The following is a 25,249-nucleotide window of genomic DNA, read 5'->3' as shown; positions in this document are numbered from 1 at the left end:
GCAGAATAGGACCCCTAACGACTGAATTTTTTCAGTGTTCTGAGCCCCTACAGTAATAATAAAGTTGTAAAGTAATTCGATTTAGTTGTATTCATCATGTCCTTACCTCCAACTGTTTTTCTTATTTGCGAAATATTCAGACAATTCAAATAATTCTTAATGTTTAATATACAGAATTTGAAAGAGTTTGTCAAACTTTTTTTCCGATATTTTGAATAAAAATAGATAAATGCCCTTTAAATTACTGCAGCATTTATCTATTTCATTGTTAATCAAAAAAGTTTTTCGCCTGTGTTTCATCAAATAGCCGATTTTTTAGAGAAAGATAGTCTGGCTCTTGCCACCACTTCTCAATTCCCCAAATCGCGACGGCTTCTTGTCTTGCGGCTTCTAAGGTGGCAAAATCCGCCACAATATCGCCAACAGCAAACTGAGGAATTCCCGATTGCCGCGAACCAAAAAACTCACCAGGCCCGCGCATTTCCAAATCCTTTTGACTGAGAACAAAGCCATCGGTCGTCTCGGTCATAATTTTCATGCGCTCACTACCCATTTCATTTTTAGGATTAGCGACTAGCACACAATAGGAAGCCTGACTGCCACGGCCCACTCGTCCCCGAAGCTGATGCAGTGTCGCTAAACCAAAACGATCGGCATCCATGATCAACATCGTCGTGGCATTAGGCACATTAACGCCGACCTCAATCACGGTGGTCGAGACCAAAATTTGCATTTTGTTCTCTTTAAAGGTCGTCATTATCTCCTCTTTTTCCTGGGGCTTCATCTTGCCGTGAAGGAGTCCTACTTGATGATGGGGATAAAAAGCTTGTAAGGTTTCATATATTTCTGTGGCATTTTTAACGTCAAGTGATTCAGACTCCTCAATCAACGGGCAAATAACATAAGCTTGACGACCGGCTTTTAATTCTTTTTCCATCCAAGTCAACACGGTCTCAAGCTGAGGTGGCCTTACCCAGCGAGTTTCGATGGGGATCCGTCCCTTGGGTAATTCATCGATAATCGAAACATCCATTTCACCGTAGGCGGTAATCGCCAAAGTTCGCGGAATCGGGGTGGCCGTCATAAATAAGACATCCGGATTGGCCCCTTTTTCGCGCAAGATTTTCCGTTGATTGACACCAAAGCGATGTTGTTCATCGGTGATCACTAAGCCCAAGCGCTTAAATTCCACGTCCTTTTGAATGAGAGCGTGTGTGCCGATCACCACGTCCAAACGACCATCAGCCAGCTGTTCCAAAATTTCTCGTCGCTCTTTTGTTTTAGTCGACCCCGTCAATAAGGCGACGATCACATTAAAGGGCTCCAGAAGGTCAACTAGGCTTTCAAGATGTTGCTCTGCCAGAATTTCTGTCGGCACCATTAAAGCGCCTTGAAAACCAGCTGTGACGGCGGCATAGAGCACGATTGCTGCTACGACGGTCTTCCCACTTCCCACATCTCCTTGTAAAAGGCGGTGCATATGAGTAGCACTTCGCAAGTCCCGACAAATTTCGTTGGTGACTCGCTTTTGAGCAGCTGTCAATTCAAAAGGCAAGCCTTGAGTAAATTCTTTTAATTTTTCCACATCATATAAGATTTCCAACCCTTGACTAATTTCTTTTTCCTGATAACGGAGCTGTTGCATCTGCATTTGAAATTCGAAAAATTCTTCAAAGATAATCCGTCGCCGAGCTGATAAGCTGTCCTCAGCTTTCTCAGGAAAATGCATGGCTCTCATCGCTTCTTGGCGCGGCATTAAGCGGTATTTCGTCACCAGTGCCGCCGGAAGCCATTCTTCAATCAAATCGCCGTATTCAGCAAAACCACTCTTAATCAAGTTGACCAAAGTCGCCTGGCGAATCTTTTTATTCACATGATAAATCGGGGCAAAATCTGCGCCACTCTCATCCCGACTGCCAAGAATTTTCATGCCAGTTAAAGCCTTACGCTTGGCATCCCATTTACCATAAACGGCAATCTCTTCCGCTAAAACAATTTTATCTTTTAAATAGGCCTGATTAAAAAAGGTGACATTGATCACGGCATGATCGTGCATCAACCGAAAACTCAACCGATTTTTGCGATAGCCATAATGAGACACAACGCCTTCGGCTACCACTAAGCCTTTTAAGACGACTTTCTCTTGATCGGCAATCTCGGCAATCTTTTTTTCTTGAATATCATCATAACGAAAGGGGTAATACGCTAATAAATCCTCAACAGTCGCCAAGCCCAGTTCAAGCAAATTCTCGGCTCGTTTCGGCCCCACTCCTGGTAATGTAACAATTGGATCTGTGATCTTTTTCAAAATGCCCCTCCTTTCACTGGTATTTTTTGGCCTACTTGACCTGAGGTCTTAGAACCACAGGTTAAATCACCAAATGTACGTTCCCCACCTTGTAGGCAAAAAGCCAAACAGAAACGTTTGGCTTTTTCATTTTTTATTATTCAACTGAGAATAAGTACGGATACACAGGCTGACCGCCTTCGTGAATTTCAACTTCAAGTCCATCATCAATGGTTAAGATCGCTTCTTCGATTTTTTTCGCTTCCGCTAATTTACCATCTTCACCGACAATGATCGTCACGATTTCACTGTCTTCGTCTAACATTTTAGCGATCGTCACAATTGATGCGTCATATCGAGCTTTTTCTGAGACAACGATCTTGCCTTCAACCATGCCAATATAATCATCTTTGGTAATTTCAACACCGTCGATCGTCGTATCGCGAACTGCAGTTGTCACTTGGCCGCTTTTGACTTCAGCCAGCATCGCTGTCATGGCCGCTTGATTATCAGCCAATGATTGTTGATCGTTAAAGCCTAGCATGGCTGTCATTCCTTGCGAAATAGTTTTAGCTGGTACAACAACGACTGGCAGTTCGCTAACCTCTGCTGCTTGATCGGCTGCCATAAAGATATTTTTATTGTTCGGTAAAATAATCACATTTTCAGCATTCACTTCATCGATCGCTTTTAAAATATCTTCAGTACTTGGGTTCATGGTTTGCCCCCCACTGATGATATAGTTAGCACCTAAACTGCGGAATAACTCTTGAACACCTTCACCTGCCGCAATGGCAATCACACCAAATGGCACAGGTGGTTGTTTGACTTTTGTTACTTCCGGTTTTTCATTTTCCAATAAAGTATCGTGCTGCAAGCGCATATTATCAACTTTGATCTTCACTAATGAACCAAATTTTTGACCATAATTCATCACTTCACCAGGATGTTCCGTGTGAACGTGAACTTTAATGATCTCATCGTCGGCAACAACTAATAGGGAATCCCCTAGTTCATTTAAATAATTGCGGAAAGTGTCATAATCAAATTCACTATCAACTGTTTCGCCGTCACCGATGTGAACCATAATTTCTGTACAGTAACCAAATTTAATGTCTTCAGTTGCCACATGGCCTGCCACACTGCGGTGATGCTCGGCATTTACCATTTCTGTCATCTGCGCTGCATTTGGTTGATAAACGGGATTTTCAACGATTTTACCTGATAAAACTTCCAAAAAGCCTTCATAGATAAACAATAAGCCTTGTCCACCACTGTCAACAACGCCAACTTCTTTAAGAACTGGCAATAAATCCGGTGTACGATCTAATGACCGTTTTGCTCCTTTTACGACAGCTTCCATAACGGCAACACAGTCATCAGTTTCCTTTGCCTTCTTTTCACCTGCACGAGCAGCTTCACGAGAAACGGTTAAGATTGTCCCCTCAACAGGTTTCATAACGGCTTTATAAGCTGTTTCCACACCATGTGTAAAGGCCGCCGCTAAATCCTGAGCATTTAATTCAACCACATCGGGAATTTTCTTAGAAAAGCCACGGAATAGTTGCGATAAAATAACGCCTGAGTTACCACGGGCGCCCATTAAAAGACCTTTTGACAAAGCTTGAGCCAATTCGCCAACTTTTTCTGAGACGTTCGTCGTGACAGCTTTTGCCCCGCTGGTCATTGATAAGTTCATATTCGTTCCGGTGTCCCCATCTGGAACTGGGAATACGTTCAATGAGTTGACGTATTCGGCATTTTTATCCAAACGTTCTGCTCCGGCTTGAACCATTGCCTGGAACTGTCCGCTGTTAATTGCTGTTACTTTCACTTAATTATCCTCCTTAAGAATAAACTGCAGACCTCTAGTCCGGCAGTACACGAACATCTTGAACAAATACGTTAACAGAATTTGCTGACACGCCTAGCATTGTTTCAAGGTTATACTTCACTTTTTCTTGAACATTGCGGCTGACTTCTGAAATCTTTGTTCCGTAGCTAACGATTGTGTAAACATCAATCGCCACACCGTTCTCTTCTTGGCGTACAACCACACCACGAGAATAATTTTCTTTACGAAGTATTTCATTTAAGTTATCTTTGATTTGGTTTTTACTTGCCATGCCAACGATGCCGTAAATATCGGTTGCTGCTCCGCCTACTACGGTTGCAATCACGTCGTTGCTGATTTCAATTGTACCAGCTTGTGTTTTAATTTTTACCGCCATTAGATTAAGCCTCCTTTAGGTCTTGCACTTAGCTATCCAAACTCGTTTTATTTTTTCACGAGAGTGAACACTACTCTGAACACAATTGTCCATTTTCTCTCATTATTTTATCACAGGAAGTACCTATTTAAAAGTAAAACTACTCTTTTCTCAGTAAAACCTCGTTTTCTCTTCATGTTTTCATTACTTTTCATAAGTTTTTTCTGTAACTATCATCATTTTTCGCTTGCATTCACTTCCTATTTATGTTAAATTATTCTAGTATGAGCAAAGAACTTAAGGGCTCCAATATCAAAGCAAAGGAGGAAGAAACATGGCAAAAGAATGTTATATTACTGGACGTAAATCTAGAAGTGGTAATACACGCTCTCACGCGATGAATGCATCAAAACGTACTTGGAAAGCTAATCTACAAAAAGTTCGCATTTTAGTAGACGGTAAACCAAAGAAAGTTTGGGTTTCAACTCGTGCTTTGAAATCAGGTAAAGTTGAACGCGTATAATCACATATAACCAAACGGTCGCCAGAGAAATCTGCCGACCGTTTTTTTGTGTTTTCAATTAAGCTTTTAAGTCAAATCCTTGCTTTGAATCACCGCCATAAGGCCGCTCTCAAAAGAAAAACGACTTGTATCGCCGATGAATTCGTTACTGGCAAAACTCATGGGCACCTCGCTGTTATGTTCAGTCAATTGATATTTGGCATCATAAAGAGTCAGCTTAGCAACAGCCGTCAAGCAAACATACGCTAGATAGGTTTTATCAGGCTCTTTTTCAATTTGATACTCTCCTGGCAGATAATAACTGATGGTATTTTGCTGGTCCACTAGCTTGATTCGCCTCAGGTGTCTTTGAAAACGTGGTTCGAACGGTAGCCACAGATTGGATAAAAAATGATCCAGCCGTCCCCCTGTTGCACCAATCAACATAATCTCGGCCTCAGGGTAATGCTTTAAAGCTAAGGCTAAACCTAACTGGGTATCCGTGTCATCCTTTTCTGGGAGCGCATAATGAATGTCCGCAACCACTGCTTCGACAGCTTCCAACTGGCTGGCAGACAAGGAATCAAAATCACCGACAGCCATGGTTGGTAAAATGCCTCTTTCAAGCAAATAATAGGCGCCACGATCAATGCCAATCCAAACCGTCGTCCCTTTGCGGTAACCTTCCACCTCAGGCCACAAGTCCGGAGAACCTCCTGCAACAATCACCACACGTTCAGTCATTATTCGATCGCATCTCTCAAGGCTTGTATTCGCTCTTTAGGCGCGTCTGAGTTATAGACATATGATCCTGCCACAAACACATCTGCTCCTGCCTGAGCACACAGTTTAGCCGTCTCAGGTACTACGCCACCATCAACTTCGATTTCATAGGTTAACCCGAGCTCGTTTCGCAAGTTGGCCAGCTCTTCAATTTTTGCTAAACACTCTGGAATAAAGGCTTGCCCACCAAAACCAGGGTTAACAGTCATGACTAACACCAAATCAACCATTTTTAGCACTTGCTTGATGGCGGACACCGGCGTGGCAGGGTTAATCACAACGCCCGCTTTAACACCGGCATTGCGAATCATTTGTAACACTCTGTGTAAGTGCAAGGTGCTTTCCTGATGAACCACGATAAAATCCGCTCCCGCTTTGGCAAAATCTTCCACATAGCGTTCGGGATTCATAATCATCAAATGGACATCTAAAGGCAATTTAGTGACCGGCCGAATGGCTGACACCACATTAGGTCCTAAGGTAATATTAGGGACGAACTGGCCGTCCATCACATCTACGTGAATGTAGTCCGCTCCGGCTTTCTCAACTAACACAATGTCTCGTTCTAAATTAGCAAAATCTGCGCTTAAAATCGATGGTGCAATCTTCATTATTTTCCCTACCTTTTGTTATTTTTTATTTTTACCATACATCGGTTTACGATTATCAATTTCTTCCAAAAATTGCAAATAGTGTTTATAACGACTGGCTAAGATTTCACCACTTTCCACCTGAGCTTTAACTTCACACTGTGGCTCTTGCCGATGTTTGCATTCACGGAATTTGCAACCGGTTGCCGCTCTGGCGATTTCTGGCATTTGGCCTGTTAATTCTTCGGCCGACATTTCTAAAAAGTCGATGGCACTGAAACCAGGCGTATCACCAACTAAACCATCGGCCAGCGGAATCAATTCCACATGACGAGTCGTATGACGGCCACGCCCCAGAGATTTAGAAATTTCACCCGTTTTTAACGCCAACTCTGGTGAGATGTGATTTAGTAAGGTTGATTTACCAGCACCCGTCTGTCCCATAAAGACCGTCAACTGCTCTGGGAAATAGCGTTCGATTTCTCGTAAACTCTCCCGATTGCTGTCTCGTTCAGGTAAAATCACCGGATAGCCAATCGCTTCATAATCACGCTTAACCTGTTTCATTTCTGCATAGCCTACTTCATCCAATAAATCAATTTTTGTTAAGTAAATAATCGGGTGAATGCGCTCATACTCCAATGTCACTAAAAAACGATCCAACAAGTTGGCTGAATAGTTCGGTGAAATACTGCTCATCACAACGACGCCTTGATCGACATTGGCCACTGCTGGACGAACCAATTGATTTTCCCGAGGCAACACTTCCAATAGATAACCGTCTGTTGTATTTGTACTTTCAAAAATCACATGATCACCAACCAAAGGTGTAATATTTCGGTTACGAAAATTTCCTCGAGCACGCGTTTGATACGTTTGTCCATCTGCATAAACATAATAAAACCCACTTAGTGCTTTTCTAATTTGGCCTTGTGTCACATGGCACCTCCATTTTTACTCTATGGTTTCACTCTACTGAATGTTCGGCGATAATTCAAGAGATTTCCCCTAACTTTGTCAGAAACTTTACTTGTTTCCTTTTTCATCCTTCGATATACTAAGAAAAACAAGCTAAGGAGGTTATTCCATGTCAGACATTATTATTCGCAAAGCAACCCCTGCAGATGCCCCCGCTGTCCTTGACTACTTGAACAAGGTGGGCGGTGAAAGTGATCAGCTGTTATTCACAGAAGGCGCCTTTTCAGCCACTTCGATTGCAGAAGAAGCCGCCATCATCCAGCAATTGACAACTGGGATTAACTCAACGATGCTTCTCGCCTTGGATGGTCAGCAAGTGATCAGCGTCTCGACCTTAAACGGTTCTCCCCGTCCTAGAGCCGCCCATCGAACGAGTTTAGCCCTCTCTGTCCGTCGCTCCCATTGGAACCGCCACATCGGCTATAAAATGCTCACCAGCTTAATTGACGTTGCCAAAGAAAAACACTTAGACGTCATTGATTTGGAAGTCAAAGCGGACAACCAGGCGGCCATTCATCTTTATCAAAAAGCTGGCTTTAAGGAAATCGGTCGTTACCCCCAATTCCTTAAAATTGAGGGACAGTACTACGATGGTATCTTGATGGTCCTTCAACTCAATTAAAAAAGCAAATCCGCAATCGGATTTGCTTTTTTTACTTTATAGGAAAGTATAAAACTTTCTCTATATCGTAGTTTGGATCCAGCTTCACGAGGCACCACTACGCTTCGCTTCGATCTCAACAAATTCTAAGTGCTGCCGTTGTTCTAGCATTTTAATGCGTAGAAACAAGGGACAACGAAGTAAAGCACTAAGATTTGAAGGCTTCGGAAAAGCCGTTGTTCTTAGCGATTTATCGCTTAGAGACAAGGGACACTTCGTTCTCATCAAATGCTAAGCGCTAAAGCACTAAGCTTTGAAGGTCGAAGTAAGACAAAATTAGTTTAGTGACAAAGGCCTCTATGCTTAATGCTTTAGCATTTAGCGATAGCGGACACTTCGTTCTCAACAAGCTCTAAGTGCTAAAGCACTAAGATTTGAAGGTCGAAGCGTAGCGTAGTAGCATCACTTAAATATTTTGCTATTTTTCTTTCAGGGCTGAACGCCCCGTTCAGCTTTTCTTATTACCCTTGGGGTGATTCTGTTGTTTGGGTTTCAGTCGGTGTCGTAGTTGAACTTGGTGTCGTCGACGATTCCGTTGTACTGGTTGACGTACTGGTACTACTTGGTTCTGTTGTAGACGGTTCGGGTAATCGCCCTAGTGAAATGGTTAGCGTGATTGTATCCCCTGCGGTCACCGTTGACCCTCCTGGCGGCGTCATACTAATAACCGTTCCTTCGGCAAAGGTATCAGAATTCACCCTAACCTCAGTATAGTTTAACTCTACACCATAAAGATAGTCTTTAGTCGACCACTCATCGCGGCCTACCATATCCCTCAATTCAAAGCTGCCACGCCCTTCACTGACCGTTAACTCCACCGTATCTTTGGTAGGGTCAACTTCCTTATCCGCTCTTGGCGTTTGGGAGATTACTTTACCACTTTCAACCTCATCACTTTTAACGGTTGTTTTAGTGATTTGACTCTCTTTAAAACCTAAATCAACCAAGGTTCTAACCGCATCGTTATAGGTTTCGTTTTCCAAATCAGGCATGTCCACTTTTCGAGACCCTAAACTGATGTAAAGCGTTACTTCGATGCCTGGCTTAACTGGTCTCAAAGCTTCAGGATCAGTTTTAACCACTTTCCCCTGTTCTATTTTATCATTAGAAATTTCCTCAACTTTAGGGTTAACCTTAAAGTCTTTTGCTTCTAACGCTTCAATTGCTTCAGTCTGACTCATGCCACTAACATCCGGCACTAAGACTTCTTTCGAGCCACCGATCATGGCTAAAGCGATAGCACCGCCGCCAACTACTAGCAAAAGCACCAAGGCAATGATCCAAATCTTCTTGCGACTCTTCTTTTTTTTAGGCTCCTCTGGCTCGTCAACCTCTTCATCTTCAACTTCTGGCGGCTCATCCATATTTTTAAAGGCTTCTGGCATATCGCTGTCAGTCAAAGGAGTTAAGACTTTGGTCTCTTCAATCATCGCCTTCGGCTCATAGCGCGGTTCTCCATAACGGTCGGGTGACAAAGAGGTGCCAATATCTTGAGCCATCTCATCTGCTGAGACATAACGATCCATCGCTTCCTTAGCCGTTGCATGGAGTACCACGTTTTCCAAGGCCTGAGGAATTGCTGGATTGACTTCGCGAACGGAAGGAACTTCTGTTTGAAAATGTTTTAAGGCAATCGAAACGGCCGACTCCCCTTCAAAAGGAACGGAGCCTGTTAGTAATTCGTATAAGATAATCCCTAAAGCGTAAATATCCGACTGACGAGTGGCCATGCTGCCACGAGCTTGCTCAGGTGATAAATAGTGAACAGATCCCAGCAACGTATTCGTTTGCGTCAAGGACGTCTCCGATAAGGCAATCGCAATTCCAAAGTCAGCAATTTTTACGTTGCCGTCTTCATCCATCAAGATATTTTGCGGTTTTAAGTCCCGGTGAATAATGCGATGCTGATGAGCTAGGGAAATCCCCGATAAAATCTGGCGCATGATAATCACCACATTTTCAAATGGTAAAGGGAAGTTGTTTTTGATGTACTTCTTTAAATCTGTCCCTCTAACATACTCCATCACTAAATACTGCATGCCATCTTCTTCACCAACATCATAAACGCCAACGATGTTCGGGTGAACCAATTCGGAAGCAGCTAAGGCCTCTCGTTGAAAACGACGAATCGCCGATTTATCGTCCTGGAAATCAAATCGCAAGACTTTCACTGCCACATCACGGTCAAGAATCAGATCATGGGCAAGAAAGACATTGGCCATCCCGCCACTGCCAATGTTGCCAATAACTTTATAACGGCCATTTATCTTACTCCCGATATCAATCATTCGCAATCTCACCTTTCTCATTATAATCGATTAACAAGACGGTAATATTGTCAGTGCCACCGGCTTGGTTAGCAGCGTCGATCAACTTATCTAAGGCCTCATCCAAATTTGCCGCCTGATCAATGATCCGCATAATCTCCTGATCTGACACCATGTTGGACAGACCATCCGAACACAACAACAATTTATCCCCTAAGGTCACTTCCAAGGCCGTCAAATCAACTTCAACAGTGCCCGGTATGCCAATCGAGCGGACTAACACGTTCTTACGAGGATGATGGATAGCCATCTCCGGCGTAATTTCACCACTTTTAACCAACTCATTCACCAATGAATGGTCTTCTGTGATTTGTTTGATTTTGCCATTGCGTAGAAGATAGAAGCGGCTATCACCGACGTGGGCCAATAAGACGGTTTGGTCAATAATTACCACTGCCACAATCGTCGTTCCCATTCCTGCTTTACTCGGGTCTTGTTGACCTTTGTCAAAGATTTCCTCATTTTCTTGTTGAATTTGTTTCAACAACCATTGAATGACGTCTTCTTGCTCGGTTAAGTTGGAATTCTCCCAGGCTTTTCCAAGATCGGAAACAGTTAAATGACTGGCAACGTCACCTGCTTGATGGCCTCCCATCCCGTCTGCAACGATTGCTAGTTTTACTTTTTCTTGATTTTGGAAAACACCTACAGCGTCTTGATTGTTCTTACGCCGACGACCGACATCGGTCCGAAATCCAATTTCCATGATTACACCTCTTTACTTTTCAAATCAAGCTAGTCGTCTTAAACAACAGATAAAGAACCCATCTGTCTGATACTGGTGAGGATAGATCGTCACCATGTTCTCCGTCGACACTTGAAGTTTTTCGCTACCAACTACCTCGATGCACTCAAAATTATCATGCTTTGCCAAAAAGGCGGCAATCACATCTTGATTCTCTTCGCGGGCGATGGTACATGTGCTATAAGTTATTATACCGTATTGTTTGACCTTTGTCGCAAGACTTTCGAGAATTTCCAATTGAATTCGTGGTAAATTAATAAAATCTTCTGCTTTTTTGCTGTACTTAATGTCTGGTTTCCGCCTTAAGAGTCCTAAACCAGAACAGGGAACGTCCGCTAAAATCCGATCAAAGAAGTCATCGGGAAATTCCTCTCCCACCTTGCGAGCGTCCAAAACTTGCGGGATAATCCGTTCCGCCACATGTAAACGCATGGCATTTTCTTCAATCAGCTTGACTTTATGGGCGTGAATGTCTAACGCTGTCACCCGTCCACCTTGAGCCTCATCAACATAGGTCGCCATGTGGGTGGTTTTTCCACCAGGAGCCGCACAGGCATCCAAAACCTGATGCTGGGGCTCAATTTGCATCGCTGGCGCAACTAGCATGGAGGATTCGTCTTGAATGGTTAACTGCCCTTCTTTAAATAAGGTACTGCCTGCCAAAAAGCCTTTCGCCCCGACAATCCCAAAGGGAGACAGTTCACTTAAGACCACTTCAATCCCTTCCTCGGCTAGCTTATCGATCGCCACCTCGCGCTCAATCAAGGCGGTGTTAACCCGCGCACTGACCTTGCTCGGCTCAAATAAAGACAAACCTAATTCACGGGCTTCTGCCAAACCGACTAAGTCGATCAGCTTCTCTGTCAGCCAGCGAGGCATGCTTATTTCTGTTCCCAAGCGTTCGACAGGATCTTTAATCGTCTCAAATTTAGCAGCTCCTTGTCGTTGAAAGGAGCGCAATACGCCATTGACAAATTTGCCTGTGCCAACATTTCCGCGAGCTTTAGCAATTTCTACAGCTTCGTCCACAATCGCATGGGCTGGTACTCGATCCAAATACTCTAGCTGATACACCGATAATAGCAACAACTGACGAACCCAAGGCTCCACTTTTTTAGCTCCGGCAATAAATGGCGCTAAATAAAATTCTAAGGTCAGTTTACGACTGATAGTTCCATAGACAATTTCCGTCAATAACCGGCCGTCTTTTTCATTTAAACCTGCTTCCATCATGGCCTGATTAACCAAAAGATTGGAGTAAGCTTGCTGGGTTTCCACCTTTGTCAATAAAGCCATGGCCACATAGCGTGTGGAACGTTTAATTCTTGCTGGCACTTTTTTGCCCATTCTAATTCACCACTTGACCAATCTCTAGATTTTGTCCAACACCATTTAAAAATTCAGCAGCACTCAACTGCCCTTTGCCAGCTGGTTGCAAACGCTCGATGACCAAGACGGTTCCCTTGCCACAAGCGATAGCAAAATTCTGCTTCGTGATCTTAATAATCGTTCCGGGCTCAGCGGTCGTCTCTTCCTCGCTGACAACAGCCTCAAACAACTTCCAGCGGTTTTCGCCAAACATCGTGTAAGCCACCGGCCATGGCCGCATGCCGCGAATTTGGTTGTTGATTTCTGTGGCGGTCTTCTGCCAATCAACCGCCTCTTCTTCCCGACTGATATTCGGTGAATACGTCACCTGACTCTCATCTTGAGGAACTGGGGTAATCTTACCGGCCAAGTAATCCGGTAAGGTAGCCAGTAGCAACTCTTTCCCCAGCTGGCTGAGCTTCGTAAACATCGTCCCCACATCGTCCTTTTCGGTAATCTCCAAAGACGCTTGGCGGATGATATCTCCTGCATCCATCTTCTTGACCATCTCCATGATGGTCACGCCCGTTTCCTGTTCCCCTTTGATAATCGCATAGTGAACCGGCGCTCCTCCGCGGTACTTAGGTAACAGTGAGGCATGAACATTAATCGCCCCGTGAGTCGGCGCCTTTAATAAGGCTTCAGGCAAAAACTGCCCAAAAGCCGCCGTCACGATCACATCTGGTTGCAACTCAATCACACGAGCCATTTCCGCTGACCCTGAAATCTTTTCTGGTTGCAAAACTTCGATCCCATGCTTCAGCGCCCCCACCTTAACCGGTGGCGGCGTTAAGACACGCTTGCGTCCAACGGGTCGATCCGGTTGGGTCACAACAGCTAAGACCTCGTAACCAGCTTCCACTAAGCCGTCTAAAATTGGCACCGAAAAAGCCGGTGTCCCCATAAATACTAATTTAGTCATCTTGATGAGCCTCCGTATACGCGTCTAAATCTTCAGGCGCAATTCGTTCAATAATTTTGTCGGTAAACAATTTACCATCTAAATGTTCAATCTCATGTTGAATAGCTCGAGCAAAATACTCCGTCGCCATCAATTCGTATTCGTCACCTTCACGGTCAAAATAGCGCACGGTGATCTCTTTGGCACGTTCAACCGTGCCGTAGATGTTCGGAAAGCTCAGACAGCCCTCCACATCAATATCACTGCCACTGGCTTCGATAATTTCAGGATTGATCAACTCAAATAAGCCTGACTCTTCATCAATTTCCACCACGGCCATGCGTAAATTTTTGCCAATTTGTGGCGCGGCTAACCCGATGCCATCATGCGCGATCATCGTCTCCCGCATATCCTCTAATAATTGGACAATCTCATCGGTAATAACCGTAACTTCCTGAGCCGGTTTTTCAAGTATTTCATTCGGATAAATCACCACTGGATAACGCATTTTTCCCCTTCTTTCTTCAGACACCATCTTAAATAAAATTCAAAGGCTCCACATCGATTGAGATTTTTAGCCCCTTGCGGACATCCACTTGGGTTTCATCTAAAATCTGCTTGAGCACAACTTGCAAGTTCGCTTCTTTTTTGTATTTCAACACCAACTGATAAAAATAGCGGTTGTTCACACGCATGACAGCTTTAGGCGTTGGCCCTAAAATAATGCTGTTAGGTGATAGCACTTGCTTTAATTGCAAGACAATTTCATACATCTTTTTAGCCGCCGTATTCTCATCTTCATGGCTGGCGACAATTTGAACGGTGTAGAAAAAGGGCGGGTAATTCCCTTGATGACGAGCCTGCATCTCCGCCTGATAAAACCCTTCAAAATCTTGTTCTTTAGCATACTGGATCGAATAATGATTAGGATTAAAAGTCTGAATAACCACTTCCCCGGCTTTTTCCGCCCGGCCAGCACGACCACTTACTTGGGTTAACAACTGAAAAGTTTTTTCAGCGGAACGAAAATCTGGCAGGTTCAAAGCCGTGTCCGCATTGAGAACCCCAACTAAGGTCACATCAGGAAAATCCAAGCCTTTGGCAATCATCTGGGTCCCTAATAAAATATCCGCTTCCCGGTCACCAAAAGTTTTTAACAGTTTTTCATGAGCCCCTTTACGACGGGTCGTATCCACATCCATTCGCAAAATCCGCGCTGCTGGAAACAAGTCCCGTAGCTCTTCCTCCACTTTTTGTGTGCCCGTGCCATAGTAGCGAATCTTCTGACTGGCACAGATCGGACAGGTGTGGGGGATGCCTTCTTCATGGCCACAATAATGGCATTTCATGGTCTTACTGTCCATGTGGAGCGTCAGCGAAATATCGCAGTTGGGACAGGGTAGAACATACCCGCAGTCGCGGCACATAATAAAGGAGGAATACCCCCGACGGTTGAGCATTAACACCACTTGTTCTGCTTTTTGCAGGCGATCGGTGATCTTCTCTAATAATGGCGTCGAAAATGTTTGCATCCGCCCCTTGGCCATTTCCCGACGCATGTCAATGACATCAATCATCGGTAATTGAGCCGCTTCATTGGCCCGTTTGGTCAATTTCAACAACTGATAGACCTTTTTCTGAGCCCGTGCTCGCGATTCTAAAGAAGGGGTCGCACTGCCTAAGACAACCGGGCAGTGATGATACTGGCTGCGCCAAATCGCTAAATCACGAGCGTGGTAGCGAGGTGTGTCGTCTTGCTTATAGCTGCCCTCATGTTCTTCATCAATAATAATTAAACCGATATTTTCCAAGGGCGCAAAGATTGCCGAACGAGCACCGACGACGACTCGGGCTGCTTTCCGTTCAATCTTACGCCACTCATCGTATTTTTCCCCTTCTGACAAGCCGCTGTGAAGGACGGCCACCTCATCGCCAAAACGACTTTTAAAACGGTGAACCGTTTGGGGCGTTAAGGAGATCTCCGGCACTAACATAATCGCTGTTTTACCTTCGTCTAACGCTTCCGCAATGGTTTGCAAATAGACCTCTGTCTTACCGCTCCCAGTAATTCCTTCTAACAAGAACGTTTGGTTATCCTGAGCTTTCATCGATGCCACAATCGCTTCATAAGCGGCCAACTGTTGATCATTTAAGGACATGGCCACATTTTTTTCAAAGGTGTGCTTGCCATAAGGGTCCCGATTGACCTCAATCTCAACAATTTCCAACCAACCACTACGCTGGCCAGCATTCAAAGTCCCTCTCTTAACCCCAAAGCGATCATTGGCTTCTTTAACCGTCATGATTTGATCCTCAGTCATTCCTTGCAACATCGTTAACAAGCTGGCTTTTTGGGTAGAGCCTTTGCGCAACCCTTGACGCTCTTCTTCAATCTGCTCAAATGACAGACTGGATTTAACCCCATTGATCGTCTTGCTGCGGTTTCTTTTCTTCACTTCATAACGAATGTCAATTTGCTCATTCTGACGCAATTTCATCAACTCTGACAAACGCCCTGATGCCAGAGCCTCTTCCCATGTGATTTCATCTAACCCTTTAAAGACCTCGTATAGAATATCTTCTGGTACTTCATCAATTAACACCAGCCACTTCTGATACGTCGCCCGCATAACACTGGGTAACATGGTCTGCAAGCAAGTTATTTTAAAGGAAAAAGTCGTCTCTTTCATCTCGTCGGCCAATTCCAGCATTTCTTGATTCAAGACTGGCCCTAAATCCAGCACAGACACAATCTCCTTCATCGCAAACTCCGACAATTCAGCCGGATTTTGATGATCATAGGTCTTTAATACAAATCCTTGAATATGGCGATTGCCATTGCCGAAAGGGACTTCCACTCGCATTCCCGGACGAATTTGTCCTCCAAGCTCAGCGGGAATGAGATAAGTATAAGGAACATCCGTCTGCATCGTCGGCACATCTACAATCACTTCTGCCACATATGTCACATTCACTCATCCTTTCAACCTTCTGTCGTCCTCATTTTACTAAACTTCTAGCCGTTTGTCTCCTAAGAAAAGCCTGTCCCAGTCAGTCATAAAGAGTCAACCAAGCCAGACAAAAGCAGAAAACAGAACGAGCGCTGGGGCTTGTTCTGTTTTTTTTCAGCTATTTAAGGTTGCTCTAACTTGATTTTAGCTTCTAATTCAGCTTTCTCACGGTTGCGAACAGCCATTCTTTCTTCTTCTTTACGTCTGATAAGGGCGCGTTTCAGCTCTGGATTAGGATCCATGACCACATCGCCAGAATCGATTTCTTCTAAAGCTTGGCCAACCCGTTTAACTGAATCGTATGATTCCAACATTTGTGTGGCACCTGCTTCTAATTCGTGAGCTCGTTTACTGGCTAAAATAACCAATGAATATTTTGAATTTACCTTTTCTAATAATGAGTCAATTGACGGTTTTAACATCATTTGGCTTACAACTCCTTTATCATTTTATTATATCGATGAATGACACGATCTACTCGTAAATGTTCACTCTTAATAATGTGTTTAATGCGCTCTACTGCTAGTTCGACTTGATCGTTAACGACAGCGTAATCGTAATGGCTCATCATTTCTATTTCCGCTTTAGCTACTTCCATCCGTTCTTCAATCACTGCCAGCTCATCGGTTCCCCGACCAACAATTCGCGATTTCAACTCGGCTAAATCTGGAGGTGTTAAAAAAATAAACACGCCGTTAGGCACTTTTTCTTTGACTTTCATGGCACCTTGCACTTCAATTTCTAAAAAGACGTCTTTGCCGGTATCCAATGTCTGATTGACATACTCCAATGGTGTACCATAATAATTGCCGACGTATTGAGCGTGTTCCAACATTTGACCAGCGTCAATCAACGCTTCAAACTCATCGCGGGTGCGGAAAAAATAATCCACGCCTTCTACTTCCCCTTCACGCATTCCACGCGTGGTCATCGAGACGGAATATTCAAAATCCGTTTCTTCACTATCAAATATTGCTTTTCTGACTGTCCCCTTACCAACCCCAGAAGGACCAGATAGTACAATTAACAAACCTCTTTCTGGCATCATGTCGTCCCTTTCAAATATAGTATATCTAGTTAGTTTATGCTAAAACGACCGCCAATTCAAGCTTTTTCAACGAAAAAAGCCAAAAATCTTGTCATATTCTCATTTTACTCGATATTTTGGACCTGTTCACGGATTTTTTCCAAGATAGTCTTCATTTGAACAACAGCTTCTTTGATGGCAATTGGGGCTGATTTAGAGCCGATCGTATTGACTTCCCGATTCATTTCCTGAATCAGAAAATCCAATTCTCGACCAATGCTGTGCTCAACCACTAATAAATCTGCCATTTTTTGGATATGAATGGTTAAACGATCCAGCTCCTCGTGAATATCCCCTCGTTCAATTAACAATGCCACTTCTGTTAACAAACGGGCCTCATCAACGGTTTCACCGACTAATTCCTGAACTTTAGCTGTTAACTTTGCTTGATAGTCCTCTTCTACAAGGGTCGATAGCTCTTGTATCTGACGGACATACACTTGAAAATCGCTTAAATACTGCTGAAGAACTTCCTTGATTTGTTGCCCTTCTCTTAAGCGACTGCCATTCAAGTTATTGAGGGCCTCCTGTAAAGCAGAAACTAAATAAGTCTCTAACTGCTCATCTTGTTCTTTGTTTTCCACAATTTCAAAAAAATCATCGTGATTAATCAAACCTGTTACGATGCTCTCAGCCTTAAACAGCGGGGAGTCATAACGGCTCTCAGCTTCTTTTAGTTGCGCCATCAAACTATCCATTAATTGCCAATTTAACGCCAATTGCTTCGTATCTGCCCGTTCATTCGTCACAAACACACCGATTTCAATGCGGCCACGGCTCAACTGATCTTTCACCACTTGGCGAAGAGCCATCTCAAAACTGTTATACTCCCGTGACATTCTGATCTGCATATCTAAAAAACGGTGATTGACTGATTTAACTTCAACATCTATGTGATAGTCAGCATTCGTCAAGGTGTGCTTCCCAAAGCCAGTCATACTTTTCATAAAATCAGCTTCCTTCCATCAATTTCCTACGACAATCGTTCCTATTAATAATCACCCATTACCATTTAACTTTTCAGCTAAGAAACGCTAAAAGCACTTTTCTTAACGGATGATCAGGCATCTTAGCCAATGGCACTAGCCATCTGATTAGGTAACAAGTTCGATATATTAACCCATTTCCTTAATAGCCTTCTTTAAAATATCAAATTCTTCGTTACTTAAGGTAACCCCTTTGCCCATCTTTTCATGGTCCGGCGCCCAGTCACGTAAATCAAATTTGGGCGAGCGGCCATTCCAACTAACTAGATTGAGCTCTTTGCGCCACCCTTTAGGATTCTCTGATAAAACAGCAATTTCCTCAACAATCTCATAACTAAACTCTTGTGCCATGTTCATCACTCCTTTTCTTTTTCTAGCCAAATTAACAATTTAGCAATTAAATACATAGTAGGTGCTATACCAGCAGCACTTAAGACCAATTGATCAGGAGACGTTAAAAGCTGACGGTAAAAAAAGATGACTTGCTGTTTCTCCGTTGGCAAAGGCAGCTCATCTGCGTAAAGCCTTAGCCACTCCTGCAACGACAACAGCATTCCCTCTTCCGGCTTATCCGTTAGCCAGTTGCCGGAGATTTTTTCTTTGATTAACCCCAGCATCTCCTCAATGGTGTAACACTCGATTGGCGAGATGCCTAAGACCTTCCCCGTCATTTCCAAAACATACAGCGGCATCATCGAAACGGCAATTCTATCTGGATACATCGGTCGCATTTTCTTTTGTAACTCAGCTATTAATTGCGGGTTCTGCAACAGCTTTTTTTCTCCTTGAATCAGTTTTCCTAAAACGCCACGACTAAATCGCCGTTGCCACGTCTTCAGTGACGCGTCGTCAAACTGATGAGCAAAGGTATACCAATGTCCGATATACCGACCAAAAGCTTTAAGGGTCTCTAAGTACCCCAGCTGAATGTTCCACTGAGAACGGGCACCATCAAACAGCAGCACCGTTCCAAGGTTCCAAGGACTGACAATTGTCACAATAGGCAGGGACTCCGGGAGATGAACAGGTTTGGTAAGGCCTGGTCCTTTCACATCAATGACGATGACTTCCGTCGCCCCCTGTTGCAAGACGACATCCACTGGAATATTATTGCGATAGCCGCCATCGACATAATAGTTGCCAGCGATTTTAGCCGCCTCCATCGCCGGAAAAAAAGAAGAAGAAGCTAGCAACCATTGATGAAACTCTCCTGACGGTGTCTCTTTAAAGGAGACCACCACCTCTTTCATCTGAGGCAGTTGCGTCGTGCAAATAAATAAGTCCTGATTTTGTTGCGCCATCTTATCTTCATCCAGCAATTGTTGAATCAACTGACGCAAGGGCTTTGTGCTAACACCTTGCGTCATGACTGCTGATAAGGCAAATTGTTGCATCTCACGCAAAACAGCATTGACTGAAAATTGTTTAGCCACGTTCATCCCTGGAAAAGTTAAGATTTTACCTGTATCAATTTGCGACCACATCACTTCAGCTGCTTCCAGCTCCCCTTGCAAGATCAATCCGCCATTTAAGGCGCCGACTGAGGTCCCCGCAATTAGTTCAAACTCAATGCCCAATTCCTGAAGAGCACGCCACGCACCGATCTGATAAGCGCCTCGAGCCCCCCCACCAGCTAAGACTAACCCGGTTTTATACCTTAGGCTCTTTTGCCACCAGTGAGGTTGTTCCCCCAGTAAATAGTTAGCGCCTTTTAGCTGCTCTTCAAGGGCGATATTGGTGGCAACAAATCTTAGGGATAAATTTTTGGCTCGGGCTAACTTGCCAATCTTTTCCACTTGTGCCAGCCAGAACCCCACACCTTTTGCCAGTTGATCTGATCCCGACGCTTGCTTCAATAACAAGCAGTTAACTTCCAGCTGATGCTCCCCTTGAAGATAACGAACAACACCTAGCAAGCGGCCTGCTTTTTCAAAACCTACATGGCAGTAGGTCTCCTCCGACAACCCCGCTACAAAAGACTGCCGCGCCTGACTATTCGTGTCAAAAAAAGGAAGTAACTGTGTGTATTGCTGAATGACATTGATTAATTCACGTCGATTACCCTGGTTTAGCCTGACAATTTTCACGTTTTTGCCTCCTTAATTCTGCTTTAAAGACCTCTTCTTTTGAACTAATTACGCCATTTCCTGTGACCTGATCTCTGTATCAACAAGTATAACATATGGGCAAAAGGCCGCAAACGACGAACCTGTTCCTATTTAAATCCCCCTAGAAATAAGGCCGACGAATAGTGCCAAATTCCTCAAGAATATTTGACTTATGGAACGAATGTTCTGTATAATGAAGTCATCAACTATGACTCTAATCAGGAGGTGAGTTAATTGGCTAAGGAACGATCAAAAAACAGCGTCAAGCATTTTACCAAAGCTCTATCTGATTCTTCGCAGAAATTGCTCGCTGCTTTTTTAAATGATGATATCAAATTAAACAAAGATAAAGAAAAACTGCGCAAACAAATTCATCAAGCCTGCTCGCAAAATTCATTTGTCGTCTTACAGATAGCCGCCACAAACACTCCTAATAGCGAGTTTGAAACGGCTGCTGGCAAACTCAAGCAAAATAAAAACAACCCTGATATGATCATTCTATCAGATCAACAAACCAAAAAAATCCGCATGATTCCCATTGACCATATACGTAAAGTCAGTTTCCTTAAACAAAAATTAGCGAAAAAAGAACAGCGTCAAATCACTTAAAAACTATCTCTCAGGATAGTTTTTTTATATTTCTTCTAAAATCACCTGACCGATGGCCGTCGTATCGGTGTGGGAAATTGACACATGCACCCGACCCTCAAACGGACTTTGGGTGATCAGCGGCCGACCATTATCAGCCGATAAGATCTCAATATCTTGCAAGCCGACTTTTCCGATCCCCGTTCCATAAGCTTTTGAAAAAGCCTCTTTACAGGCAAAGCGTCCTGCCAAGTATTCACACTGACGTCGTCCCTTCAATTCATTAAACCGCCTTAACTCAGCCACAGTTAAGACTCGTTCTACAAACTTAGGCTTTTCAGCAATTATTTTTTCCATGCGATCCATTTCAACCAGATCAACACCAATTCCCACAATCATCTTTGTTCCTCCCATTGAACAGACTCCATTTGGTAAATCTCATAGACGGTTAGTTTATCCTGTTGTGGTCGTTTATACGCCCGCTTAAAGGTAAAACCGAATGATTGAACCAAGCTACGAGATGCTTGGTTCTCCTTGGCAATCTGGGCGACTATCATGCCAGCGCCTTTTTGAAACCCCTCATCAAGCAACGCCTTTATCCCCTCTTTGGCGTACCCAAATCCTTGTTTTTCAGGTGCGACCAAATAGGCGATTCCCAAATACGTCTGCCCTTCAATTTCTTCATAAAGCAATCCCATCAAGCCAATTAATTCCTTAGACTCTTTAGCCTCGACCACTAAATAGCTGTAGCCATCAGCCTTGTAACGACGGATATTTTCATCAATCCACGCCGTCACCTGTTTCCCCCTTAACGGTCCGCCAAACCATTTCATCAGTTCTTCCTGCCCCAGTAGTGGACTAAGTTTTCCCTTATCTTTCAGACTGACTTTCCGCAAGCTCAAACGCTCTGTCTCAAAAAGCTCACTCATGCCACCACTCCTCTTCTCTCAATTTTACCTGATGAGTTGACGGATAGATAGAAAAAAGCGAAAGTTTTTCAACTTTCGCTTCTCATTATTTATTGGTTGTGCGAATCACAAAGTCACGGTTGCCTTTTTTAGGGGCAGTTGATTTCTTTGCGCCTTCGGGGCGTTTTTTCCCGCCTTGTTTATTGTCCCAGCTACTATTGCTGCGACGACGGTCGCCACCACGGTTGCCTCCGTTGCCGCCACTGCGGTTGTTATCACGACGGCCGCCGCCACCACGATTTCCACCACGGTTGCCGCCACGATTACCACCATTGCCGCCACGTTTACCTGCTGGTAACGGACGTTCAGGGGTAATTTTAACTGGCACCTCTTCAGAACTTTCTTTGGCAACACTTTTAACTAAAAGAGCCGCAATATCTTCTGCTGTGTATTGCTCTAATAGCTCACTAGCTGCTGCTTGATAGTTCTCTAAGCCATTCGCTTGTAATTGACCTTGAATCGTCTCGATCGCTGCCCCAATTTGGCCTTCAATGGCTTCCTTTTGACTTGGCGGACGTAAAGCCGTCATTTTTTTCTTAGTCAAGTTTTCAATTGTATGCAAGTAACTCATTTCGTTAGGTGTCACAAAAGTTACGGACATCCCATCTTTACCGGCACGACCGGTCCGACCAATCCGGTGAACATAACTCTCTGGGTCTTGTGGAATATCAAAGTTGTAAACGTGAGTCACCCCTGAGATATCCAAACCACGAGCCGCTACGTCTGTGGCAACCAAAATGTCCAAACGACCACTCTTAAATGCTTTTAAGACGCTCATCCGTTTTTGTTGAGACAAATCACCATGAATGCCTTCTGCTTTGTAGCCACGTAATTCTAACCCACGAGCCAATTCGTCAACACGACGTTTAGTACGACCGAAAACGATCGTCAACTCTGGTGATTGAACGTCTAATAAACGGGTCATAAAGTCAAATTTCTCAAAGTCTTTACTGCGAACATAATACTGATCGATCAGATTAGCGGTCATTTCTGTCGCTTTGATCGCCACATGTTCAGGGTTTTTCATAAACTTAACCCCAATGCGTTTAATCGGATCAGGCATGGTTGCTGAAAACAGCAATGTCTGTCTGTTAGCTGGCGTTTGGGCGATAATTTTTTCAATATCTTCCAAGAAGCCCATGTTTAACATTTCATCCGCTTCATCTAAGACGAGGGTTTCAACGTTTTCCAATTTCAATGTTTTGCGGTTAATGTGGTCGATTAAACGACCTGGGGTACCGACTACAATATGTGGGCCATCTTTTAAAGCACGAATCTGACGACCAATATCTGCACCACCGTAGACAACTTGAACGCGTACGCGTTTGTCACGGCCTAAACGATATAACTCTTCTTGAGTTTGGATTGCTAACTCACGGGTTGGTGCAATCACTAATCCTTGAACTGAGCGGTTCTTTGGATCAATTTTTTGTAGCATAGGTAGCCCAAAAGCCGCTGTTTTACCAGTTCCTGTCTGAGCTTGTCCAATTACATCTTTTCCTTCTAATGCCAAAGGAATTGTGCCTGCTTGGACGGGCGTTGCTTCCTCAAATCCTGACTGTTTCACAGCACTTAATAACTCTGGTACTAAACCTAATTCTTCAAATTTCAAATGATATCCTCCTAGTTTCTTTAAAACACTTCTAAATGCTCATAAATATTTAACACGCAGTCATCCTACGTTATCCTAATTGTCCACATCCGTCCTAGTATACCATGGTTTAGACAAATTTACAATGAAAACAAGCTTTTAGTTTTCAATTAGATTTTCAACGATTTCAATTAGTTTCATACTATTGCTGCCTTTTAGCATTAGCATGTCTGTCGGTTGCAAGTCCGCTCTTAATTGCGCCATGAGTTCCGACTTGCTTGCCAGATTGAAATGAGTCACTCTTTCAGGGCCAAAAACAGGCAATAAGGCGCGGTAGAGGACTTCCATCTGTTGGCCGAACAGGTAGACTGACTTGATCTTGGTGGCCTCAATATGGGCGGCCATGCTCTCATGTAAAGACGCCGACTGTTCCCCTAGTTCTCCCATATCAGCCAAGACGACTAAACGATTGCCTGCTGTTGGCAATTGACTGAAGGTATCTAAAACTAAGCCCATTGCCGTTGGATTAGCATTGTACACATCGCTCAAAATTTCTGCCCCATTCCAAGCCTTTAGCCATTCTGTTCGACTTGCAGTCAGGTTCATCGTTGCCAACCCATGAGCCATCTTGTCAAGCGGAATGCCAAAATAATCGCCGATGACCAGAGCGATCAAGGCATTGTTCATATTGTAGTGACCTAAGACTGGGATTGTCACCGCCAGTTCCCCTAAAGCCGCCACGGTGAACGTCGTCGTCGCTTTCGTTTCCGCAATCAACTGACCACTGATTTGACTGGTAGAAGGCTGGCCAAATTTGATCACGTCCACTGTCAGCGGAGCCAACAAGGGAGCTAACAGCGGCTCATCACCTGGCACAACCAATAAGCCGTCGGGATTTAAACCAGCAACAATCTCCATCTTCGCTTGAGCAATGCCTTGACGACTTCCTAAAAATTCGATGTGAGACTCGCCAATCATGGTGATCGCCGCTACATCCGGTTTTGCTAACTGACTCAAAACCTCAATTTCACCAAAATGGTCCATCCCCATTTCCAACACGAGCATCTCGGTGTTAGCCGGCATATGCAAAATGGTATAAGGTAAACCGATATGATTATTATAATTCCCTTGGGTTTTATAGGTCTTAAACTGCTGGCCTAAGACACTGGCAATCATGTCTTTTGTCGTCGTTTTGCCATTGCTCCCTGTTACACCGATGACTTTTGGCTCACATTTAGCTAAATAATACTGAGCCAGTTGCTGAAAGGCAACCAACGTATCAGCCACGACTAGCACAGGAAAATCAACCGGTCGTTCTGAAACTGTCTCGCTCCAAAAAGCAACCATTGCTCCCTGATCGATGGCGGTCTGAATAAACTCATGACCGTCACGAGCTCCACCTTGAAGCGGCACAAAAAGCGACCCTGCCCCTACTTTACGCGTATCAAACTCCACATCCGTAACCGTCAGCTTGGCCCAATCCTGCCAGCTATTTTGAGCCCCTACCGCCGTGGCGATTTCCTTTATCGATAAATTCATCTAAATCCCTCCTCGTGAA

General features: G+C 44.0%; 24 protein-coding genes. 3 read left to right on the top strand and 21 right to left on the bottom strand.

Annotation, left to right across the window (positions count from 1 at the left end; translation table 11 throughout):
* Positions 1-268: 268 nt before the first annotated feature.
* The 3 genes from recG to I6N95_RS20665 all read right to left on the bottom strand — a co-directional run bounded on the left by recG (position 269) and on the right by I6N95_RS20665 (position 4,518).
* A complete protein-coding gene (recG, locus tag I6N95_RS20675; RefSeq protein WP_209531257.1) occupies positions 269-2,308 on the bottom strand; it encodes an ATP-dependent DNA helicase RecG in 2,040 nt (679 codons plus the stop codon).
* 136 nt (positions 2,309-2,444) lie between these two features.
* On the bottom strand, positions 2,445-4,121 hold the full coding sequence (locus I6N95_RS20670) for a DAK2 domain-containing protein (RefSeq protein ID WP_209531256.1): 1,677 nt from the start codon (positions 4,119-4,121) through the stop codon (positions 2,445-2,447).
* 34 nt (positions 4,122-4,155) lie between these two features.
* The gene (locus tag I6N95_RS20665; RefSeq protein WP_209531255.1) at positions 4,156-4,518 is read right to left on the bottom strand and encodes an Asp23/Gls24 family envelope stress response protein; all 363 of its coding nucleotides are present in this window, start codon (positions 4,516-4,518) and stop codon (positions 4,156-4,158) included.
* Positions 4,519-4,831: 313 nt separating this feature from the next.
* On the opposite strand from I6N95_RS20665, the gene rpmB reads away from it, so the two are divergent.
* A complete protein-coding gene (gene rpmB / locus I6N95_RS20660; protein WP_209531254.1) occupies positions 4,832-5,020 on the top strand; it encodes a 50S ribosomal protein L28 in 189 nt (62 codons plus the stop codon).
* A gap of 66 nt (positions 5,021-5,086) precedes the next feature.
* Here the strand turns inward: rpmB and I6N95_RS20655 are convergent, their stop codons facing one another.
* The 3 genes from I6N95_RS20655 to rsgA are packed head-to-tail and all read right to left on the bottom strand — an operon-like array spanning position 5,087 to position 7,311.
* Complete coding sequence (locus tag I6N95_RS20655) at positions 5,087-5,743, bottom strand: thiamine diphosphokinase (protein ID WP_209531253.1); 657 nt, start codon at positions 5,741-5,743, stop codon at positions 5,087-5,089.
* Entirely contained in the window at positions 5,743-6,393 is a 651-nt protein-coding gene (gene rpe / locus I6N95_RS20650) for a ribulose-phosphate 3-epimerase (RefSeq protein ID WP_209531252.1), read from the bottom strand. Before rpe ends, I6N95_RS20655 begins: the two co-directional genes overlap by 1 nt.
* Before the next feature lie 18 nt (positions 6,394-6,411).
* Positions 6,412-7,311 (bottom strand): ribosome small subunit-dependent GTPase A, encoded by a 900-nt coding sequence (gene rsgA / locus I6N95_RS20645; protein ID WP_209531251.1) that lies wholly within the window; start codon positions 7,309-7,311, stop codon positions 6,412-6,414.
* Positions 7,312-7,459: 148 nt separating this feature from the next.
* Between rsgA and I6N95_RS20640 the strand changes: the two genes are divergently transcribed.
* On the top strand, positions 7,460-7,972 hold the full coding sequence (locus tag I6N95_RS20640; protein ID WP_209531250.1) for a GNAT family N-acetyltransferase: 513 nt from the start codon (positions 7,460-7,462) through the stop codon (positions 7,970-7,972).
* Positions 7,973-8,472: 500 nt separating this feature from the next.
* On the opposite strand, the gene pknB is transcribed toward I6N95_RS20640, so the two are convergent.
* The 11 genes from pknB to I6N95_RS20585 form a co-directional block, all read right to left on the bottom strand.
* A complete protein-coding gene (gene pknB / locus I6N95_RS20635; protein WP_209531249.1) occupies positions 8,473-10,299 on the bottom strand; it encodes a Stk1 family PASTA domain-containing Ser/Thr kinase in 1,827 nt (608 codons plus the stop codon).
* Positions 10,292-11,044, bottom strand: a complete 753-nt coding sequence (locus tag I6N95_RS20630) for a Stp1/IreP family PP2C-type Ser/Thr phosphatase (RefSeq protein ID WP_209531248.1) — start codon at positions 11,042-11,044, stop codon at positions 10,292-10,294. Before I6N95_RS20630 ends, pknB begins: the two co-directional genes overlap by 8 nt.
* 24 nt (positions 11,045-11,068) lie before the next feature.
* A complete protein-coding gene (gene rsmB / locus I6N95_RS20625; protein WP_209531247.1) occupies positions 11,069-12,430 on the bottom strand; it encodes a 16S rRNA (cytosine(967)-C(5))-methyltransferase RsmB in 1,362 nt (453 codons plus the stop codon).
* A gap of 1 nt (position 12,431) precedes the next feature.
* Positions 12,432-13,373 carry a methionyl-tRNA formyltransferase gene (gene fmt / locus I6N95_RS20620; protein ID WP_209531246.1) on the bottom strand — a complete coding sequence of 314 codons (942 nt, stop codon included), beginning with the start codon at positions 13,371-13,373 and terminating at the stop codon, positions 12,432-12,434.
* The gene (def, locus tag I6N95_RS20615) at positions 13,366-13,860 is read right to left on the bottom strand and encodes a peptide deformylase (RefSeq protein ID WP_209531245.1); all 495 of its coding nucleotides are present in this window, start codon (positions 13,858-13,860) and stop codon (positions 13,366-13,368) included. Before def ends, fmt begins: the two co-directional genes overlap by 8 nt.
* Positions 13,861-13,888: 28 nt before the next feature.
* Entirely contained in the window at positions 13,889-16,321 is a 2,433-nt protein-coding gene (gene priA, locus I6N95_RS20610; RefSeq protein ID WP_209531244.1) for a primosomal protein N', read from the bottom strand.
* Positions 16,322-16,485: 164 nt separating this feature from the next.
* Positions 16,486-16,788, bottom strand: a complete 303-nt coding sequence (gene rpoZ / locus I6N95_RS20605) for a DNA-directed RNA polymerase subunit omega (protein ID WP_209531243.1) — start codon at positions 16,786-16,788, stop codon at positions 16,486-16,488.
* 5 nt (positions 16,789-16,793) lie between these two features.
* Positions 16,794-17,408: a guanylate kinase gene (gene gmk, locus I6N95_RS20600; protein WP_209531242.1), complete on the bottom strand. Its 615-nt coding sequence runs from the start codon at positions 17,406-17,408 to the stop codon at positions 16,794-16,796.
* Between the two features lie 107 nt (positions 17,409-17,515).
* Positions 17,516-18,397, bottom strand: coding sequence for a YicC/YloC family endoribonuclease (locus tag I6N95_RS20595; protein WP_209531241.1), 882 nt, complete (start codon positions 18,395-18,397; stop codon positions 17,516-17,518).
* A 168-nt stretch (positions 18,398-18,565) separates the two neighbouring features.
* Positions 18,566-18,787, bottom strand: a complete 222-nt coding sequence (locus tag I6N95_RS20590; RefSeq protein ID WP_209531240.1) for a YdbC family protein — start codon at positions 18,785-18,787, stop codon at positions 18,566-18,568.
* A gap of 5 nt (positions 18,788-18,792) precedes the next feature.
* Entirely contained in the window at positions 18,793-20,523 is a 1,731-nt protein-coding gene (locus tag I6N95_RS20585; RefSeq protein WP_209531239.1) for a patatin-like phospholipase family protein, read from the bottom strand.
* Between the two features lie 255 nt (positions 20,524-20,778).
* Here I6N95_RS20585 and I6N95_RS20580 point away from each other — a divergent pair, with 255 nt between their 5' ends.
* Positions 20,779-21,153: a hypothetical protein gene (locus tag I6N95_RS20580; protein ID WP_209531238.1), complete on the top strand. Its 375-nt coding sequence runs from the start codon at positions 20,779-20,781 to the stop codon at positions 21,151-21,153.
* Between the two features lie 24 nt (positions 21,154-21,177).
* Here the strand turns inward: I6N95_RS20580 and acpS are convergent, their stop codons facing one another.
* The 4 genes from acpS to I6N95_RS20560 form a co-directional block, all read right to left on the bottom strand.
* Positions 21,178-21,531, bottom strand: a complete 354-nt coding sequence (gene acpS / locus I6N95_RS20575; protein WP_209531237.1) for a holo-ACP synthase — start codon at positions 21,529-21,531, stop codon at positions 21,178-21,180.
* The gene (locus tag I6N95_RS20570; RefSeq protein ID WP_209531236.1) at positions 21,528-22,061 is read right to left on the bottom strand and encodes a GNAT family N-acetyltransferase; all 534 of its coding nucleotides are present in this window, start codon (positions 22,059-22,061) and stop codon (positions 21,528-21,530) included. The genes acpS and I6N95_RS20570 overlap by 4 nt, the downstream gene beginning before the upstream one ends.
* Before the next feature lie 85 nt (positions 22,062-22,146).
* Positions 22,147-23,712 (bottom strand): degradosome RNA helicase CshA, encoded by a 1,566-nt coding sequence (gene cshA, locus I6N95_RS20565; protein ID WP_209531235.1) that lies wholly within the window; start codon positions 23,710-23,712, stop codon positions 22,147-22,149.
* Positions 23,713-23,850: 138 nt separating this feature from the next.
* On the bottom strand, positions 23,851-25,230 hold the full coding sequence (locus I6N95_RS20560) for a UDP-N-acetylmuramoyl-tripeptide--D-alanyl-D-alanine ligase (RefSeq protein WP_209531234.1): 1,380 nt from the start codon (positions 25,228-25,230) through the stop codon (positions 23,851-23,853).
* Between the last annotated feature and the right edge of the window lie 19 nt (positions 25,231-25,249).

Origin of the sequence: Vagococcus allomyrinae, assembly GCF_017829975.1 — a bacterium.
Lineage (GTDB): Bacteria > Bacillota > Bacilli > Lactobacillales > Vagococcaceae > Vagococcus_D > Vagococcus_D allomyrinae.
The sequence above is the reverse complement of the archived record's forward strand: the minus strand, read 5'-3'. Positions and strand labels throughout refer to the sequence as shown.

Excerpts from the sequence above, each read along its gene's own strand:
- I6N95_RS20665 (WP_209531255.1), bottom strand. The coding sequence starts at position 4,518 with ATGGCGGTAAAAATTAAAACACAAGCTGGTACAATTGAAATCAGCAAC.
- rpmB (WP_209531254.1), top strand. The coding sequence starts at position 4,832 with ATGGCAAAAGAATGTTATATTACTGGACGTAAATCTAGAAGTGGTAAT.
- I6N95_RS20655 (WP_209531253.1), bottom strand. The coding sequence starts at position 5,743 with ATGACTGAACGTGTGGTGATTGTTGCAGGAGGTTCTCCGGACTTGTGG.
- rpe (WP_209531252.1), bottom strand. The coding sequence starts at position 6,393 with ATGAAGATTGCACCATCGATTTTAAGCGCAGATTTTGCTAATTTAGAA.
- I6N95_RS20640 (WP_209531250.1), top strand. The coding sequence starts at position 7,460 with ATGTCAGACATTATTATTCGCAAAGCAACCCCTGCAGATGCCCCCGCT.
- pknB (WP_209531249.1), bottom strand. The coding sequence starts at position 10,299 with ATGATTGATATCGGGAGTAAGATAAATGGCCGTTATAAAGTTATTGGC.
- I6N95_RS20630 (WP_209531248.1), bottom strand. The coding sequence starts at position 11,044 with ATGGAAATTGGATTTCGGACCGATGTCGGTCGTCGGCGTAAGAACAAT.
- rsmB (WP_209531247.1), bottom strand. The coding sequence starts at position 12,430 with ATGGGCAAAAAAGTGCCAGCAAGAATTAAACGTTCCACACGCTATGTG.
- fmt (WP_209531246.1), bottom strand. The coding sequence starts at position 13,373 with ATGACTAAATTAGTATTTATGGGGACACCGGCTTTTTCGGTGCCAATT.
- def (WP_209531245.1), bottom strand. The coding sequence starts at position 13,860 with ATGCGTTATCCAGTGGTGATTTATCCGAATGAAATACTTGAAAAACCG.
- rpoZ (WP_209531243.1), bottom strand. The coding sequence starts at position 16,788 with ATGATGTTAAAACCGTCAATTGACTCATTATTAGAAAAGGTAAATTCA.
- gmk (WP_209531242.1), bottom strand. The coding sequence starts at position 17,408 with ATGCCAGAAAGAGGTTTGTTAATTGTACTATCTGGTCCTTCTGGGGTT.
- I6N95_RS20595 (WP_209531241.1), bottom strand. The coding sequence starts at position 18,397 with ATGAAAAGTATGACTGGCTTTGGGAAGCACACCTTGACGAATGCTGAC.
- I6N95_RS20590 (WP_209531240.1), bottom strand. The coding sequence starts at position 18,787 with ATGGCACAAGAGTTTAGTTATGAGATTGTTGAGGAAATTGCTGTTTTA.
- acpS (WP_209531237.1), bottom strand. The coding sequence starts at position 21,531 with ATGATTGTGGGAATTGGTGTTGATCTGGTTGAAATGGATCGCATGGAA.
- I6N95_RS20570 (WP_209531236.1), bottom strand. The coding sequence starts at position 22,061 with ATGAGTGAGCTTTTTGAGACAGAGCGTTTGAGCTTGCGGAAAGTCAGT.
- I6N95_RS20560 (WP_209531234.1), bottom strand. The coding sequence starts at position 25,230 with ATGAATTTATCGATAAAGGAAATCGCCACGGCGGTAGGGGCTCAAAAT.